Source organism: Sinomicrobium soli (assembly GCF_003285545.1).
In the GTDB taxonomy this organism is placed as follows: Bacteria; Bacteroidota; Bacteroidia; order Flavobacteriales; family Flavobacteriaceae; genus Sinomicrobium.
In genome coordinates this window covers 362825-379893 of the sequence record NZ_QLNV01000004.1, presented here as the reverse complement: position 1 = coordinate 379893, position 17069 = coordinate 362825, and the positions used below count along the sequence as shown (strand labels likewise).

Genomic DNA, 17069 nt, shown 5'->3' with positions numbered 1-17069 from the left:
GGAAAACAAAAATATCTCGAGGCAAGCCTCGGAGCATTTAAATCTCGATTATCGAGTAAATTTTTACGGGCATACGATACGGATCAGCCCGTCCGGAAACAGTTTAACTTAAAAAATACTACAATGAAAAATACCGTCATTATATATACACTGCTCCCCTATATCAAGCCTCTTATCACCGTATATACCGGCATACTGCTCTTCTTGCTGATTTCCTCGTGCAGCGATACCATGGAAGACTGCGAATACATTATTCCCGAAGAGATCGAAAGCGGGTGCAGCGCAGGTATGGACGTAGCCTTTCTCCTCGATTATACCGGAAGTATGGGCGGGGCTATAAATTCGGTCAAGTCTGAAGTAGACGATATTGTAAACAGTATCGTAACCCAGTCGAACGGGGATTACCGCCTGGCCCTGTCTGTTTTTGACGAAACCATCAAGGCAGACGGAACATATCCGGGCCCCTCCTATATAGATGCCCCCGCCTATACAGGATTGCCTGCCGCACAAAAAGTGGTCATAACCTCCGGGCCCTCCACCGACCAGTACCTGACCATGATGGAAAAGTTTGCGCCGGCCAACAGCAGCTCGTTTTCCGCACAACTCGACAAACTGAACAACAGCAGCGGGATGCTGATCGGGTACGGGGTAAACGGCCCGGAACCGGGAGGGTTATTGCTGAATGAAATACTGAACAACGATTTTGCCGGAACATGGCGAAGCGGTAATATCACCAAACTGGCCATTATCATTACCGATGCTCCCGCCGGAGGAGACGACGACAATGCCGACGCCACCGATGACACCTACCTCCAGGACCTCGCCGCCGATGCCAACGCCATGGGAGTGCAATGTGTATTGCTCACCACTTTTAAGGGAAGTCCCTGGTACGGACCCAATTACAAACTACAGCTCATTGCCAACAATACCGGGGGACTGGCCTATGAATACGACAGTTTCGACGATATTTCACAGGAATTGATCAGGATCATCGAAAACATATGTGACTGACGCTTCCTTATTTTCAAACACCTGCCCCTCCCGGAGCAAAGCCCGAAGCGGAAAAATACGCTTCGGGTTTTATGCTTTCCCGCATATTTATTTTCCGTTCTTAAGGCGGTTTTCCTCCTTCTTGCTGTAGGCAAAATAAAATACCTGTGGCAGGACCGTAACGGACAGTATCATACAAATGATAAGCCCTCCGACGATCATAATGGCAAGTGGTTTTTGTATTTCCGATCCCATACCGGTGGAAAGGGCAGCCGGAAGAAGCCCCACGGACCCCATCATGGCAATCATTAATACGGGCCGGATACGGCCATATACCGCATCGGATATTGCCTCTTTCAGAGGCTTGTGTTTTTTCAGTTGCTGCCGGATATTCCCGATAAGCACAATACCGTCTATAGTAGCCACCCCGAACAGGATGATAAAACCTATACCTGCCGAAATACCAAAGGTAGTCCCTGTAATCCAGAGCGACAAATATCCCCCGATAAAGGCAAAAGGTATTACAATACACGAGATAAGCGTATCTTTGAGGTTACCCTCGAAGTTCATCCACAGCAGGAATATAATAAGAACCAGGCAAACGGGAACTATAGTATAAAGCCGTTTGGTAGCCCTCTCCTTCGACTCGAATTCTCCTGCCCATTCGGTTTTGATATGCTCCGGAAATTCCACCTGTGCTCCTACCACTTCCCTGGCCTCTTCTATGGTACTCCCGAGATCGCGGTTCTCTATGCTGAACCCCACACCAATGTAACGGCTGCTCCCTTCGCGATAGATGAATGCCGGCCCGGTATGAAAATCGATGGTGGCGATCTCTTTGAGCGGCACACGCTTTCCGTCCTTGGTCGGGATCAGTATTTCCCCGATCTTTTCATCCGTATCCCTGTATCCTTTGGCAAAACGGAGGCGTACATCGAACATCCTTTCGTTTTCGTAGAACGTGGTAGCCGCCTGGCCACCGATAGCCATCTCCACCACAGCCTGTGCGTCTGACATATCCACGGCATACCTGGCCATCTTGTGATCGTGCAATTGTATGCGCAACTCGGGCAGCCCGATATTCCGGTACACATTGAGGTCTTCTATCCCCTCTACATTGCGAAGGGCCCCGGCGACCTGGTCTGCATAATCCTCAAGTTCGAAAAGGTCATCCCCGAATATCTTGACCACGAGTGAGCTCTTCACCCCGGCCACATATTCTTCCACATTGTCCTGTATAGGCTGGCTGAACCCGAAGACAACCCCGGGGTATGTCTGCAGTGTCTCCCGCATCTCCTCTACCAGCTCAGCCTTGTTCAGGGAACGCTTCCACTCGTTTTCCGGGAAGAGCTGTATATGAAACTCTATATTAAAAAAACCTGTCGGGTCCGTACCGTCATTGGGTCTTCCCGTCTGGGTGAGAATAAATTTCACTTCTTCATATTCGCGAAGCTTGTTTTTCATCTCCTTAGTGAGTTTCACCGCCTCTTCGAGGTTTACACTATTGGGCAGGGTTGCCCGCACATATACCGCTCCTTCATTGAGTTTCGGTAAAAATTCCGAGCCATGACTCAGAAATCCGAAAACCGTTACGGCAAGCAAAACGCAAAATGCCCCTATTGTCGCCTTTTTATACCGTGTGGCCCATAGGAACCACTTATACAGTCCGTCTCGGAAAAAGCGGGTTATGACATTGTCTTTTTCAACGATGTTTTTGGTGAGGAGCAGTTTACACATTGCCGGCACGTAGGTAAGGCTCAGGATCAACGACCCCAGCAGGGCAAAACCAAGGGTGTACGCCAGCGGTGAAAACATTTTCCCCTCGACTTTCTGAAAAGAAAAGATCGGCAGTAATGCTACGATGAGGATAAACAGGGCAAAGAATATATAGGAGGCCACTTCTTTGGCACTCTTTTTAATGATACCGGCTTTGGAAATCCTGTTAAAGCGCTCCATACCCAGTTCCCTGGCCTTGTGTTCCAGTCCCACAAAAACCCGTTCGGCAATAACGAGGGCTCCTTCCAGCAACAACCCGAAGTCGAGCGCCCCCATAGAGATCAGGTTAGCCGGCATACCCATGATCCGCAGCATGGTTATGGCAAAAAGAAAGGCAAGCGGGATCACGGAGGCCACAATAAGGGTCATCCGCCAGTTGTAGAGAAATATAAATACGATAAGAGATACCAGTACGATACCTTCTATGAGGTTTTTGGTCACCGTATTTACCGTAACATCCACCAGTTCGGTCCGGTCTATAAACGGTTCGATTTTCACATCTTTGGGGAGTATACGCTCGTTCAGGTCCCGGATCTTGTCTTTCAGACTGGTAATTACCTCTCCGGGATTTTCCCCGCGAAGCATGATAACAATACCTTCCACCAGGTCATCTTCATCCTGGAGCCCTACCTGTCCCAGACGGGGCTTGGCCGCGATCTTTACTTCGGCCACATGTTTTACGGTAACGGGAGTGGACCCCTTGACCTCGATCAGTATATTTTCGATATCCTCTACACTTTCCAGCAGTCCTACCCCGCGGACCACATAGGCCTGGCTCCCCTGCTCGATAATATCTCCGCCTACATTGATATTACTCTTGGAGACCGCTTCGAAAACATCCAGGGGCGAGAGCCCGTAGTTGATAAGTTCTGTGGGGTGTATCTGTATTTCATATATCTTTTCCTCCCCGCCAAAACTCACAATATCCGCCACACCGGGCACCGCTACCAGTTCCCGTTCTATAACCCAGTCGTGTATGGCTGTAATTTCCTTTATCGGCCTGTCGCTCTTTACTACATAACGGAAGATCTCGCCGGTAGCCCCGGAAGGCGGTTCTATCTCGGCTTCGGCTCCATTCGGGAGATCGACGCTCTGCAAACGGTTTGACGCATATTGCTGCGCAAAAAAGTCATCGGCCTTGTCATTGAACAAAACCGTTACGACAGACAATCCGAAAAGCGATATGGAACGTACTTCGGTCTTTCCCGGGATGGTGTTCATCTCTTTCATGACCGGAAGCGTAACAAACTTCTCCACTTCTTCCGCACTCCTTCCGGGCCATTGGGTAATAATACGCGCCCTGGTATTGGTCACATCCGGAAAGGCCTCAATCGGGGTATGTATATAACTTACGACTCCGGCCAGCAGTAAAAGGATCGTAAAGAAAAATACGATCACCGGATTCTTCAGGGAAAAAGCAACGATATTTTGAACGAATTTAGTCATCTCGCCTGTATATTATAAACCGGGGAGCATCAGGATCGCTTCCCGAAGGAGCGAAAAGGCCCCTAATTATTGTCCTTGATTCTTTCGTAAATAAGCAATTGATTCGCCGACACCACCTGTTCACCCGCCCGAAGACCTTCTTCTACATAGGCCGTTCCGCTGTTTTTCCCGAGCAGCCGTACATGTCGTGCCTCCATATTGCAATCGTCTTTATACACCACTACAAAATGCTTCTCGTTATCAAAGATCAATGCCCCTGTGGGAATGCTTACCGCCTCTTCACCCTGTTCCCTTTTTGCAGTGATATCCGCAGACATACCGGGTTTCAGTTCCTGGTCTTCATTGGGGATCACTACCCAGGCCTTCAGTACTCTTTCTTCGTTGTCGAACACCTGGGAAACCGAGGTTATCTTTCCTTCGAACACCTTGTCCGGGTAAGACAGGGTACTAATCTCTACGTTCTGCCCGGCATGAAGCTTAGTGACATTTCCGGCATAGATATTGAGTATCACCCATACTTCGCTCAGGTCAGCCACGGTAAACAGCGTATTACCTTCTGCCGGTATCTGCATTCCGGCAGTTATGTTTTTTTCTGTAATGACCCCGGACATCGGTGCTTTGATCTGAAAACCGGCCGTTCCTTTACTGCTGCCGTACAGCCCCAGGGTAGCCGTAACATTTTCCAGGGCTGCCTGTTTTGTTTTCAGTTCGCTTTGTGCCGTGAGAAAATCTTTCTGAGAGGCGATCCCGTCCTCGTACATCGATTCCACAGCGCTCAACTCCCGTTCTGCAACGGCGATCTCTCCTTCCAGGCTCTTCCGTTCGGATTGCAGGTTATTCAGCTCCGAACTCTGTATCTCAGCCAGTACCTGTCCTTTTGTCACCACGTCCCCGAGCGAAAACCAGGTCCTGGAAACAACTCCTCCTACCAGGCTGGTAAACGGAACTACCTTATCCGGGTTACTCTGTACGATCCCTGTCAGTGTAATATTCTCGCGTACGGGCTGCAAACGGGCCGGTGCCAGTTTTACTTTTTTCCGGAACGAATCGTCAAGGCAATACCGCGCTGTCTTTGTCGTTTCTACCGATGGTTCCTTACAGGATATAAAAAAGAAAAAAACGGTTAGTAATGCTAACATGCCCAAACCGGGCCGCCCGTTATTACCCGTTATATTATTATGGTGATGGTGTAATTGTTTCATCGTATTCTGCCTCTTTATTTTAATCTATGTCTTTACCTATCTCAAACTGAAGGTCTTCCAGTTTTTCATTTGTGGTCTTTATGGATTCCAGGAGTATATTCCGGTTCTGCAGGTAGGTTTCCAGGAAATCCAGGTATTCCAGCATACTGATATTCCGTTCCCTGAAATTCCGGGTATAACTGTCCAGTAAAGATTCCAGTTCATCCCCGTAAGCCGGGTCTATATCTTCGAGAAAAGATACGGCAGACACCAGGTCGTTATAGGCCAGCATGACGCCCGATCTTACTTCGAGTTCTTTTTGCTGCAACATTAACCCTGCCTGTTCCTGTCCCACCCGGGCAGCTTTGATATTACCCTGGTTACGGTCGAATACGGGCAGGTCGACGGAAAAACCGAACCCCACGAAATCGAGCATAAAGTTCCCGCCGCGGTCATACCCGGCCTTGAATGTGATGTCCGGAACACGCATAGCATGCTCATAAGCATAGTTTTTATCGGAATACGTCTTGTCCAGTTTGGCCAGTTTCAGTTCCGGCTGGTGCCCTAAAGCCATGTCGAGGACGTACTCCGGATGTATGCCCTTCAGCTTTTTTATCTCGGGAACAAAGTCATCGTGATCCAATACCAGGGTGGTCTGCACGGGCAACCTCATCAACACTTTCAATTCCTTTTGCACTTTGTTGGATTCGCGTTCCAGCCGGTTGATCTCTCCTGCAATCTCCAGCCCCAGTGCCTTGAGTCTTACATATTCCCCCTTACCTATATTGCCCTGTTCTACCTGCCGGCCATAAGCCTGTACCAGTTTTGCCACCGAAGAAGCTTCTTTTTCATACACTTCCCTGTACATCTGCAAATACTGCAATTCGGTAAGATTGTTGCGGAATTCCCTTTTCAGGTTTCTCAGTAAGTCTTCCAGGTATTCTGCTGCCATAGCCACGGAGACCTCTTCCATCGCCATCATTTTTTTCCGTTTGCCTGCAGTCCGGACCAGTTGTTCCAGTTCTACGCCGACCTGCTGATTTTTCCAGTCATTTCCGGAAAGCGGGGGCAATCCGTCACCGAAATAATTGAGATTATTGGTTCCTTTACCCGTAGTCCACAGGTTTACTTCATCTACCGAAAGCGTGGGATTCGGCCATAATTTCGCCTGAAGAAGACGGGCCTCGGCCTCATCGATCTTTAATCGTCCGGCAAGGAGCTCCAGGTTTTTTTCCAGGAATACCGCTTCGCACTGCCTTCTGTTAAGGACCAGCGTATCCTGTGCCCCGGCCTGAAAACAAGCCATTAAACATATGATTATCCATTGTATGAAACACCTCATTTCATCCCTTTTTTAGCGATGTAAAGAACCTTATAAGGAGCTTAAAAAAAGCTTAAAACGGATAAAATTCAGCTTAAAGGAAGAATGACAGTAAAGATATTCGTATCCCCGTTCTCGGAATCATAGGCAATACTTCCGCGGTGAAGCTGCACGATTTTATGGATAAATACCAGCCCCAGTCCGAAACCGGGTTTGCCCCTGCTGTTATCGCCCCGGAAGAAATGCCGGAACAGGTATTGCTTTTCGGTCTCCGCAATAACTTTACCCGTATTGATGAAATCGAGTTTTACCGTACCCTGGAATGCCGTGATACGGATCTGTGTACGGTCATTACTGCCATAATGTATACTATTGAGCATAAGATTGGAAAAAGCGGCCCGAAGCAGTCTTTCGTTGGCGTTTACCGTCAATACACTATCATCTTCGGGTATCGCGGCATAGGCGACATGAAACCCATGACCGGGAAACAAGAGGTTCAACTCTTCCGCAAGATCGAATATTAGTTCGTCTACACGCATTTTGGTCACGACAAGCCCATCGGCAGATTCCGCCTTCGCGATCTCCAGCAATACGTTAATGATCTCTCCGAGGTTCTTGGTATCTTCCTTTTGCCTGCGGATCTGTTTCCGCATCTCTTCCGGGTCTGTTTCCCTTTCCAGTTTTTCAAAATTGGAAACCAGCACGGCTATCGGGGTTTTCAGTTCATGGGAAATATGGTGTATGGCGTACTTCTGAAACGCAAAGGCTTCGCGGATACGATGTATCAGCCGGTTAAACCTGTTGGCCAGCAACACGATCTCTTTCTCCCTGCCCTGCACTGCGATAGGATCGTCTTCGCTCTCCAGGTCATAACGGGTAATCTTACGGGTAATCTCCATGATAGGACCGGAGATCTTACCGGAAAGATAATAGGATATCAATACCAGCACCAGGGCGATGATCACAAAAATAAGAATGAGCGTATTCCGCAGAAAGCCGAGCTTGGAATACCCGAGTGCATCGTAAGCCTTGCTGATCCCGTAGTAGGACTTCATCCCGGATTCGAAATAAATCCCCACCACGTCATAAGCCCCGTCTTTGGTCTCTATCCATTGAGTATTGGGAGAAAGACCGTTCAGTATGGTTTCGGCATAGGGAATGGTCGTATCGTCAAGGCTGGCGTATATGCGTTTTTTATTACTGTTGTAGATGAGCAGTTTTTCATCGTACATGGAATCTATAGTCTTTCGGTCGTACGACAAGAGGATCTCGTTGTCCACCTTCTGTACTTCGGCAAGATATTGTAATGTGGCCGTAATTTTCTGCTTCTGGCTCTGCTGGAACTCCTCTTCCCTGTACTCGTAAAACAGGGTATAGATCAGGAAAAGCGACAGGCCCAGGAGCGGGATTACTGCTGCCGTAAAATATACCAGTATTTTTTTCCGAATTGTCACTGCTATCCTTATATTTTTTAAGGCCTAATCCCCGAAATAATACCCATATCCCACCCTGGTCTTAATGGATTCTTTACCGAACGGCTTATCTATTTTATTGCGAAGGAAATTGATATACACTTCTATAGTGTTGGTATTTCCGTCAAAGGCCCGGCCCCATATCTCCCGCACCAGGTCTTTTTTGGACAATACTTCTCCGCCTCCGGCAATGAGTTTTAGCAGTATCTGGTATTCTCTCGGGGTCAGTGCAATCTCTTTTCCCTGCCTGGTCACCCTCTTCTGCGCCTGGTAAATAACGAGATCATCTACGGTAAGCACTTCTTTATCCTGCCTGTCTGCCCGGCTATTTTCACTCCTCTTGATCAGGGAATTTACGCGCAGCAACAACTCCCGCATATAAAAAGGCTTGGTCAGGTAGTCATCGGCTCCGCAATCGTAGCCCTGTACTTTATCCTCGAGTTCTCCGAAAGCCGTAAGCATCAATACCGGGGTCGAGGTATCGTATTCCCGAAAACTTCTGCACACTTCGTAACCGTTCTTGCCGGGCAGGTTGATATCGAGAATAACACAGTCAAAAGTGGTCTTACGCAACATCCGCTCCGCCAGTAACCCGTCGAATACCGTATCCACCTCCAGATCTTCTGCCGAGAGCGCTTCTTTTATATTGGTATTGAGAGCAGGATCGTCTTCTATGAGCAGGATTTTTTTCAATACATTGTTTTTTATGGTTAAGGACAGGTCAATCGAGAAAAAAGTCCCGGTATTGTCTTATGCGGAAATCAATGGTCGTAAAGCGGGGGTCTTTCTTTTTCAGTTCCTTGTACAAAGGTATTCCTCCTACGGCACGATTGGCCGAACCCGAAGGTGCAGTCAGCGAAACAGTCCGGATTTCCCGTTTGTTCCCGTCCGCACCGGTGAGGGTAAAACAATGTATCCGCGGAACTTCACCGGATAATACCTCAAGCTTCATCCCGTGCTCCCGCAAATGCCTCCGGAAAAAATATTCCGGGCCGTTCTTGCTGTTCCCTCCCGTAAACAACAAGGTATGTACCGTGGGAAACTCCCTGAGATACCTGAGCACATTCCTGTACTCCACATGCTGCATGCCCAGGTCGGAAGCATCTATCTTTTCGCGATGGCAATGTTCCACAATATCACAGATCCCTATTTTCCGTACTTCCAGGAACGCCTTGCGTTGTGCAACGGCTTCGGGCGTGGTTTCGAATTTAAGGTTGAGACCGAATATACGGTCCAGGATAACCCACAATTGTCCGTCAATACTGCCATAACAAAAATCCACATCTCCCTTTTTGAGTTCGCCCGTAGAAAATCGCGGTGGTGGTAATGTCCCGACAATGAGCCGGGTGGCCCCCTCCGGAATAAAAGGGGGATACGGATGTTCGTGTTTAAACAAGGCGGCCTTGTTTCTCTTTTTGGTTTTCCCGGTCATCTTTTTTCTCTGTACCCTTCCTGAGTTGTTTACCGTATAAATACCAGTTCGTTTTTCTTTGCGGAATGCTCCTCACTATACGAATACCCTTCATAGTCAAATCCCTTGAGATCATCCACTGTTTTTGCCCCGGTATCGAGAATATAGCGCACCATAAGCCCTCTTGCTTTTTTGGCGTAAAAGCTGATTACTTTCAACTGGTCGTTTTTCCAGTCTTTAAACTGCGGAGTCACCACAGGAACTTTAAGGCCCCTGGCATCTACGGCCTTGAAGTATTCATTACTGGCCAGGTTGATAAAAAGCTCATCTTTTTCAAGCTCTTTATTCAACGTTTTGGTGATCGTGCTTCTCCAGAACTCATACAGGTTTTCTTTTGTACCGACCTTAAGAGACGTTCCCATTTCCAGGCGGTAGGGCTGCATGAGGTCCAGGGGCCTCAGCACCCCGTACAGTCCGGATAAAATGCGAAGTATCTCCTGTAACCGGTCCAGTTTTTCTTCAGGTATGGTGTATCCGTCCAGCCCTTCATAAACATCGCCGTTAAAGGCGTATATTGCGGGCCTGGCATTATCGGGAGTAAAGGGCAAAGACCATTCCTGGTTCCGTTTCCAGTTGAGTTCAGCCAGATTATCCGAAATACCCATCAGTTCCGACAACTTTTTCGGAGATTTCTTCTTCAATACCTTATGCAGCCGTTCTGCCTGCTTTAAAAACAGGGGGTCCGAATATTTTCCTGTAGGCAGGGGAGTATCGTAATCGAGTGACTTTGCCGGCGATATGACGATTTTCATGGTTTAGTTTATTAGTTCTTAGTTCTTAGTTTGTGTCAGAACGAAGTCCCGCCTGTATCGGTAGGCAGGCAGGTTCACTCCGCTGCGCTGCGTTCTGAATGACAACTTCCGACTCCCGACTTCCGGCTCCCGACTATTTCCTCATTTACTGGCAAAGAGCTTTACATCACTCTCACTCACCTCCTCACCGCTGAGGATCATAAGGCGTTCCACAACATTGCGAAGCTCCCGGATGTTCCCGGTCCAGTCGTATTCCTGCAATAACCTTACGGCTTCGGGAGAGAATTTTTTTGCCCCCATTCCCTGTTCTGCGGCCACTTTTCCGCTAAAGTATTCTACCAGCTGCGGAATATCTTCCCTCCGGTCGTTGAGTGAAGGCACATGAATAAGTATAACGGCAAGCCTGTGGTAGAGATCTTCCCTGAATTTTCCTTTTTCTATCTCTTCCTTCAGGTCCTTATTGGTTGCCGCAATCACACGTACATCTACCTTAATATCCTTGTCGCTGCCAACGCGTGAAATCTTATTTTCCTGTAAGGCACGCAATACCTTGGCCTGGGCAGAGAGGCTCATGTCGCCGATCTCGTCCAGGAAAACGGTTCCCTTGTTCGCAGCTTCAAATTTTCCGGCCCGGTCCTTTACAGCGGAGGTAAACGCGCCTTTTACATGACCGAAAAGTTCGCTTTCTATGAGTTCTGAAGGGATAGCCGCGCAATTGACCTCTACCAGGGGGGCTTTGGCCCGCCCGCTTTTTTCGTGCAACCAGTGCGCCACCAGTTCTTTCCCCGTACCATTGGAACCGGTGATCAGCACGCGTGCATCGGTAGGGGCCACCTTATCGATCATTTCCTTGATCTGCACTATGGCCTTGCTCTCCCCGATCATTTCGTAATTCCTGCTGACCTTTTTCTTGAGCCGTTTGTTTTCGCGTACCAGTTCCTTCTTGTCCAGGGCATTTCGCACCGTATTGAGCAGCCTGTTGAGATCGGGCGGTTTGGAGATATAGTCGTAGGCCCCGAGTTTCATGGTATGCACTGCAGTGTCCAGGTCTCCGTGCCCGGAGATCATCACAAAAGGAATATCCGGTTTTTCCTTTCCTGCCGCCTCCAGTACTTCCACCCCGTCCATCTTCGGCATTTTTATATCGCAGAGCACCAGGTCGTAATCGTTGTTCCGTATTTTCTCAATTCCGGCTACCCCGTCTTCCGCTTCGTCTACCTCGTATTCCTTACTTTCTTCCGCCAGTATCTTCACCAGTACTCTCCTGATGGCTACTTCATCTTCTATTACCAAAATTCCGGGCATGATATATCTGCTGTTTAAAGTTTTCTCCTTGCTGTTATTACTTCCTTCGGTTTCCCCGCAGCTCTATTGCGGGGGGATCATATGCACATCCCGCTGAGGGAACGGAATGGAAATATCGTGTTCCCTGAAGGCCTTGTCTATTTCAAAACGGATATCGCTTCTCATCAGGGGCGCTGAAAAACTGTCCGGTATATAATAATATACGGCAAAATCCAGGGAAGAATCTCCGAAATTCTCAAAAAGCACAAAAGGCTCCGGAAATTCCAGGGTACCGGAATGCTCCCGAACACATTTCATCAGGAGTTTCTTCACAAGGATTACGTCCGACCCGTAAGCCACCCCTACCTTAACATCATCCCTGATGATATTGCCATTCTGTGTCCAGTTAAACAACGGATCGGACATGAATTTATGATTCGGAACGATAAGTATCCGCCCTCCCCGGGTCTCTACCCTGGTGGTCCGCAGTTTTACACTGGTTACCCTGCCCACCTTGTCGTCCACTTCGATAATATCACCTACCTGGAGTGATTTGTCGACAATGATAAGCAATCCCGACATAATATCCTGGAACAGCTGCTGCAGGGCAAAACCGATACCTACCGCCAGTGCTGCCAGCGGGGTCAGCAATACGGTTACATTAATGCCCGCCGCATCGAGGGTAAAAATAATGACCAGGACATAGATGATGTATTTTATAAACTGGAAAATGCTTATAAACTTGTTTTTATCGGCCACCGAGTAATTCCGGGTCACCACTTTCCGGAAGAGCTTCAGTACCAGATGTGTAACCATAATGGCAATAACAACCGCCACAACAATCCCGACCGTGATATCTACGGGGCTCCCTTCCGGGGAATAGATCTTATACGACAGGAATTCGTTTATAGAATCCAGTATGTCCTTAAACGCTGTTTCCATACACCGTGTATTTTTATTAACTATACCTCAGCCACCGGTATATCTCCTTGTATCCCGGCTTCTTGCCATACATGAGTATTCCTACCCGGTATATCCGTGCTGCGATCCATACGATAAACAGGAACGTCGCCACCAGCAATACTACCGAAGTAATAAACTGCCATACCGGGACCCCTCCTTCTCCTATCCCTCCCGGAAGCCTCATCAGCATCACTATGGGTGAGGTAAGAGGAAACAGGGAGAAAGCCACGGCAATGGGGCCGTGCGGATTATTGAACACCGAAAAGAACCCCACATATATCGCCAGCATCAGGGGCGTGATAACGGGAAACATAAACTGTTGTGTATCGGTCTCATTATCCACCGCCGCCCCTATAGCGGCATAAATGGAGCTGTAGATCAGGTATCCCAGTACGAAATATACGATAAAAGAAAATAACAGCCATCCCCAGGAGATCTTCAGCAGTTCCGCAATATAGGGCTGAAGGTTTTCCCGGATGCCGTCCGACATCCCGTTTACGGCTTCCGCAGCTTCCGGCGACACGGTATGGGGCCCCAGTTCGTCCGTACTGATCCCCAGCACCCCTGCCAGTATCATCCCCAGCACCCCCGCCGACACGGTCCAGATAAGAAACTGTGTGATTCCCGCCAGTGAAGTTCCTATGATCTTGCCCAGCATCAGCTGAAAGGGTTTTACCGATGAGATGATCACCTCGATGATACGGCTGGTCTTTTCTTCGATAACACTGCGCATAACGAAGGCACCGTAGATGATGATAAACATCATGATAAGATAGCCGAAGGCTCCCCCTATAATGGCCTTGATCTCGTTGATCCCCCGGAGTTTTTTCTCTCCGGAAAAATTTTCGACATTGATCCGGTACCCGCTTCCGAGCTCCCGCATCACCTGGTCCGGCACCCCGAAATCCCGTAATTTCACTTCCCTGATCTTATTGCTGATGACACCCTCCATAGCCGACAGGATTCCTATTCCGGGCGACTCCCGGCAGAAAAACTCAACATTCCCGGTAACCTGCTCTATATCGGCTCCGTCCGGGATATACAACAAGCCGTAATATGCCTCGTGCCGGGCAGAATCCTTGGCGATCTCCAGGGGCATCCCCTCGAAAGACACATAGGAAAGCGCAGCAGTATTCCGGAAGCTGTCTTCGAAAAACTGTCCTTCATTGAGTACCGCGATCACCTTGACATCATCGTTATTGGCTTTGGTCAGGAAAAATACCAGGGCAGCCATTCCCACAAAAAGCAGGGGGCTCAGAATGGTCATTACGATAAAAGACCTGTTGCGCACCTTGGCCAGGTATTCCCTTTTTATGATCAATGGCAGTTTATTCATCATCACTGTCTTTTACGGTTCGGATAAAAATGTCGTTTACACTCGGGATCACCTCCACAAAATGGGTAACGACCCCCAGGTTGACAAGATAGGCCAGTAAATCGTTCGGCGCATGGTCGTCTGGCAGATGTATTCTCAGCTTGACCTCATCCGAAAGCGATTTGAAGCTCGCATCGGCTACCCGGAACTTTTGTGCTATTTCAGCACGTATCGCAGTACGGTCCGGGACATCGAGCCCTACTTCAAAAGTATTACTCCTGTATTGCTTCTTGATGTCCACAAGCCTGCCCTCGAGCAGTTTTTTTGATTTATTGATCAGCGCAATATCGTCGCATAATTCCTCTACCGATTCCATGCGATGGGTAGAAAAGATCACCGTGGCGCCCTGATCCCTGAGGTGGAGGATTTCATCCTTTATCAGGTTAGCATTGATGGGGTCGAAACCGCTGAAAGGTTCATCGAAGATCAATAGCGAAGGGCGGTGAAGGACGGTAACGACAAACTGTATCTTCTGGGCCATTCCCTTGGAGAGTTCCTGTATTTTCTTGTTCCACCAGTCACCGATCTCCAGGCGATCGAACCAGTACCTGAGCCGCTCCCTGGCCTCCCCGGACGACAATCCCTTCAACCGGGCCAGGTAAAGGGCCTGCTCCCCCACCTTCATGCTCTTGTAGAGCCCGCGTTCTTCCGGGAGGTACCCGATACGGGCAATATGTTCCGGGTTCAGCGGTTTCCCGTCAAAGAGCACTGTTCCCCTGTCGGGATAGGTGATCTGGTTAATGATACGGATCAGGCTGGTTTTTCCCGCCCCGTTAGGGCCCAGCAATCCGAAAATACTGCCTTTCGGAATTTGTAGTGAAACGTTGTCCAGAGCGGTATACGATCCGTACTTTTTGGAAACGTCATTCACTTCCAGCAGGTTGCTCATAAGCTATTATTCAGTTTTCATCCAACAAAATTACAGGTCCCCGAAAACGGTCCCGGTATGCCCTACCCGTCATACAGGCCCTGTACAAGTAGGTTTCAAAGATATTGAAATCACTACTAACGCAGGAAAAATCACGATATTTATTTGCAGGGCTCCCCCACCTGCCCGTATAAAAACTGCGGAGCCGACGGTAATAAAAAACAGCATATCCTTAAAAAACAATAATTTAATGGCTGAAAAAGGGGAATATGATTTATATTTGCGCCCTTGTTTTTTCCCGGAAAGGGAAAATACCGTAGTATAAACAGAAAAACCGAGTCAAAAAGAATGGCGGACATCAGAAATATCGCGATCATAGCGCACGTAGACCACGGCAAGACCACCCTGGTAGACAAAATCATGTACCATTGTCAATTATTCCGTGAAAATGAAAATACGGGCGACCTGATCCTTGACAATAATGACCTGGAACGGGAAAGAGGGATCACCATTACCTCCAAAAACGTTGCGGTAACCTACAAAAACACCAAGATCAACATTATCGATACTCCCGGGCACGCCGATTTCGGTGGTGAAGTAGAGCGTGTGCTGAACATGGCCGACGGGGTATTGCTGCTGGTCGACGCTTTCGAAGGGCCTATGCCCCAGACCCGGTTTGTACTGCAGAAGGCCATCGACCTCAAACTTAAGCCTTGTGTGGTAATCAATAAAGTGGACAAGGAAAACTGTACACCGGAAGAAGTACACGAAAAAGTTTTCGACCTGATGTTCGAACTCGGGGCCGAAGAATGGCAGCTCGACTTCCCCACGGTTTACGGGTCTGCCAAAAACAACTGGATGTCTGAAGACTGGCAGCAGGTTACGGAAAACATCGAGCCCCTGCTCGATATGGTCCTGGAACACATCCCGGCCCCCGAGGTTTCGGAAGGGACCCCGCAAATGCTGATCACTTCCCTGGATTTCTCCAGCTTTACAGGACGGATCGCCATAGGAAGGCTTCAGCGGGGAACACTTACCGAGGGAATGCCGGTATCACTGGTTAAAAGGGACGGCAGTATATTGAAATCCCGCATCAAGGAACTCCATACTTTCGAAGGGCTCGGAAGAAAAAAGGTAAACGAGGTAAAAGCAGGGGATATCTGTGCCGTAGTAGGGCTCGACGGTTTTGAGATAGGAGATACCATTGCCGATGCAGAAAACCCGGAAGCCCTTAAATCCATTGCCATAGATGAGCCTACCATGAGTATGCTCTTTACCATAAACGACTCGCCTTTTTTCGGCAAGGAAGGTAAGTTTGTAACCTCCCGCCACATTAAGGAAAGACTGGAAAAAGAACTGGAAAAAAACCTTGCTCTGCGCGTGGAAGAAACCGAAAGTGCCGATAAATTCATGGTTTACGGGCGTGGTGTACTGCACCTTTCCGTACTTATAGAAACCATGAGACGCGAGGGATACGAATTACAGATAGGCCAGCCCCAGGTGATCATCAAGGAAATAGACGGTGTAAAGTGCGAACCTGTTGAAGAACTGACCATAGACCTCCCGGAAAACCTTTCCGGAAAGGCGGTGGAGTTTGTGAGCCTGCGCAAAGGGGAAATGCTGAGCATGGAACCCCGAGGGGAACGCATGGTCTGCGTATTCCACATCCCGTCAAGAGGAATTATCGGGCTCCGGAACCAGTTGCTTACCGCCACTGCCGGAGAGGCCATCATGTCGCACCGCTTTCTGGAGTACCAGCCGTACAAGGGAAATATCCCCGGAAGAAATAACGGTTCGCTGATCTCCATGGAAAACGGGAAGGCCATTCCCTACTCCATAGATAAACTACAGGAAAGAGGCAAGTTTTTCGTAGACCCCAATGAAGATATTTACGAAGGCCAGGTTATCGGTGAGAATTCACGGGGAGACGATATGACCGTCAATGTTACCAAAACCAAAAAACTTTCCAATGTCCGTTCTTCCGGAGCTGATGAAAAGGCCAAGATCGTACCGGCCATCAAATTCTCTCTCGAAGAGGCGCTGGAGTATATACAAAAAGACGAATACGTCGAAGTAACCCCGCAAAGCCTTCGACTGCGAAAAATATTCCTGACGGAAAACGACAGGAAGCGCAATAAAATTGCCTAACTCCACAGAAAGCTACCTCTCA

General features: G+C 48.6%; 13 protein-coding genes. 2 read left to right on the top strand and 11 right to left on the bottom strand.

What is annotated here, in order from left to right:
- The first annotated feature begins 123 nt into the window (after nucleotides 1-123).
- Nucleotides 124-1011 carry a vWA domain-containing protein gene (locus DN748_RS07390; RefSeq protein ID WP_112371124.1) on the top strand — a complete coding sequence of 296 codons (888 nt, stop codon included), beginning with the start codon at nucleotides 124-126 and terminating at the stop codon, nucleotides 1009-1011.
- Between the two features lie 87 nt (nucleotides 1012-1098).
- On the opposite strand, the gene DN748_RS07385 is transcribed toward DN748_RS07390, so the two are convergent.
- From DN748_RS07385 to DN748_RS07335, 11 genes are all read right to left on the bottom strand, one after another.
- Nucleotides 1099-4212 (bottom strand): efflux RND transporter permease subunit, encoded by a 3114-nt coding sequence (locus DN748_RS07385; RefSeq protein WP_112371123.1) that lies wholly within the window; start codon nucleotides 4210-4212, stop codon nucleotides 1099-1101.
- 62 nt (nucleotides 4213-4274) lie between these two features.
- On the bottom strand, nucleotides 4275-5414 hold the full coding sequence (locus DN748_RS07380; protein ID WP_112371122.1) for an efflux RND transporter periplasmic adaptor subunit: 1140 nt from the start codon (nucleotides 5412-5414) through the stop codon (nucleotides 4275-4277).
- A 19-nt stretch (nucleotides 5415-5433) separates the two neighbouring features.
- Complete coding sequence (locus tag DN748_RS07375; protein ID WP_161554498.1) at nucleotides 5434-6699, bottom strand: TolC family protein; 1266 nt, start codon at nucleotides 6697-6699, stop codon at nucleotides 5434-5436.
- A 104-nt stretch (nucleotides 6700-6803) separates the two neighbouring features.
- Complete coding sequence (locus DN748_RS07370; protein WP_112371120.1) at nucleotides 6804-8168, bottom strand: HAMP domain-containing sensor histidine kinase; 1365 nt, start codon at nucleotides 8166-8168, stop codon at nucleotides 6804-6806.
- A 24-nt stretch (nucleotides 8169-8192) separates the two neighbouring features.
- Nucleotides 8193-8879 carry a response regulator transcription factor gene (locus DN748_RS07365; RefSeq protein WP_112371119.1) on the bottom strand — a complete coding sequence of 229 codons (687 nt, stop codon included), beginning with the start codon at nucleotides 8877-8879 and terminating at the stop codon, nucleotides 8193-8195.
- Between the two features lie 28 nt (nucleotides 8880-8907).
- Nucleotides 8908-9618 carry a uracil-DNA glycosylase family protein gene (locus tag DN748_RS07360; protein WP_112371118.1) on the bottom strand — a complete coding sequence of 237 codons (711 nt, stop codon included), beginning with the start codon at nucleotides 9616-9618 and terminating at the stop codon, nucleotides 8908-8910.
- 29 nt (nucleotides 9619-9647) lie between these two features.
- Nucleotides 9648-10409 (bottom strand): peroxide stress protein YaaA, encoded by a 762-nt coding sequence (gene yaaA / locus DN748_RS07355; protein WP_112371117.1) that lies wholly within the window; start codon nucleotides 10407-10409, stop codon nucleotides 9648-9650.
- Between the two features lie 141 nt (nucleotides 10410-10550).
- On the bottom strand, nucleotides 10551-11714 hold the full coding sequence (locus DN748_RS07350; RefSeq protein WP_112371116.1) for a sigma-54-dependent transcriptional regulator: 1164 nt from the start codon (nucleotides 11712-11714) through the stop codon (nucleotides 10551-10553).
- Nucleotides 11715-11777: 63 nt separating this feature from the next.
- Complete coding sequence (locus DN748_RS07345; RefSeq protein ID WP_112371115.1) at nucleotides 11778-12635, bottom strand: mechanosensitive ion channel family protein; 858 nt, start codon at nucleotides 12633-12635, stop codon at nucleotides 11778-11780.
- A 16-nt stretch (nucleotides 12636-12651) separates the two neighbouring features.
- Nucleotides 12652-13992 carry an ABC transporter permease gene (locus DN748_RS07340; RefSeq protein WP_112371114.1) on the bottom strand — a complete coding sequence of 447 codons (1341 nt, stop codon included), beginning with the start codon at nucleotides 13990-13992 and terminating at the stop codon, nucleotides 12652-12654.
- Nucleotides 13985-14920 carry an ABC transporter ATP-binding protein gene (locus tag DN748_RS07335; protein WP_201741436.1) on the bottom strand — a complete coding sequence of 312 codons (936 nt, stop codon included), beginning with the start codon at nucleotides 14918-14920 and terminating at the stop codon, nucleotides 13985-13987. The genes DN748_RS07340 and DN748_RS07335 overlap by 8 nt, the downstream gene beginning before the upstream one ends.
- Nucleotides 14921-15247: 327 nt before the next feature.
- Between DN748_RS07335 and typA the strand changes: the two genes are divergently transcribed.
- Nucleotides 15248-17047, top strand: a complete 1800-nt coding sequence (typA, locus tag DN748_RS07325) for a translational GTPase TypA (protein WP_112371170.1) — start codon at nucleotides 15248-15250, stop codon at nucleotides 17045-17047.
- The last annotated feature ends 22 nt before the right edge of the window (nucleotides 17048-17069 follow it).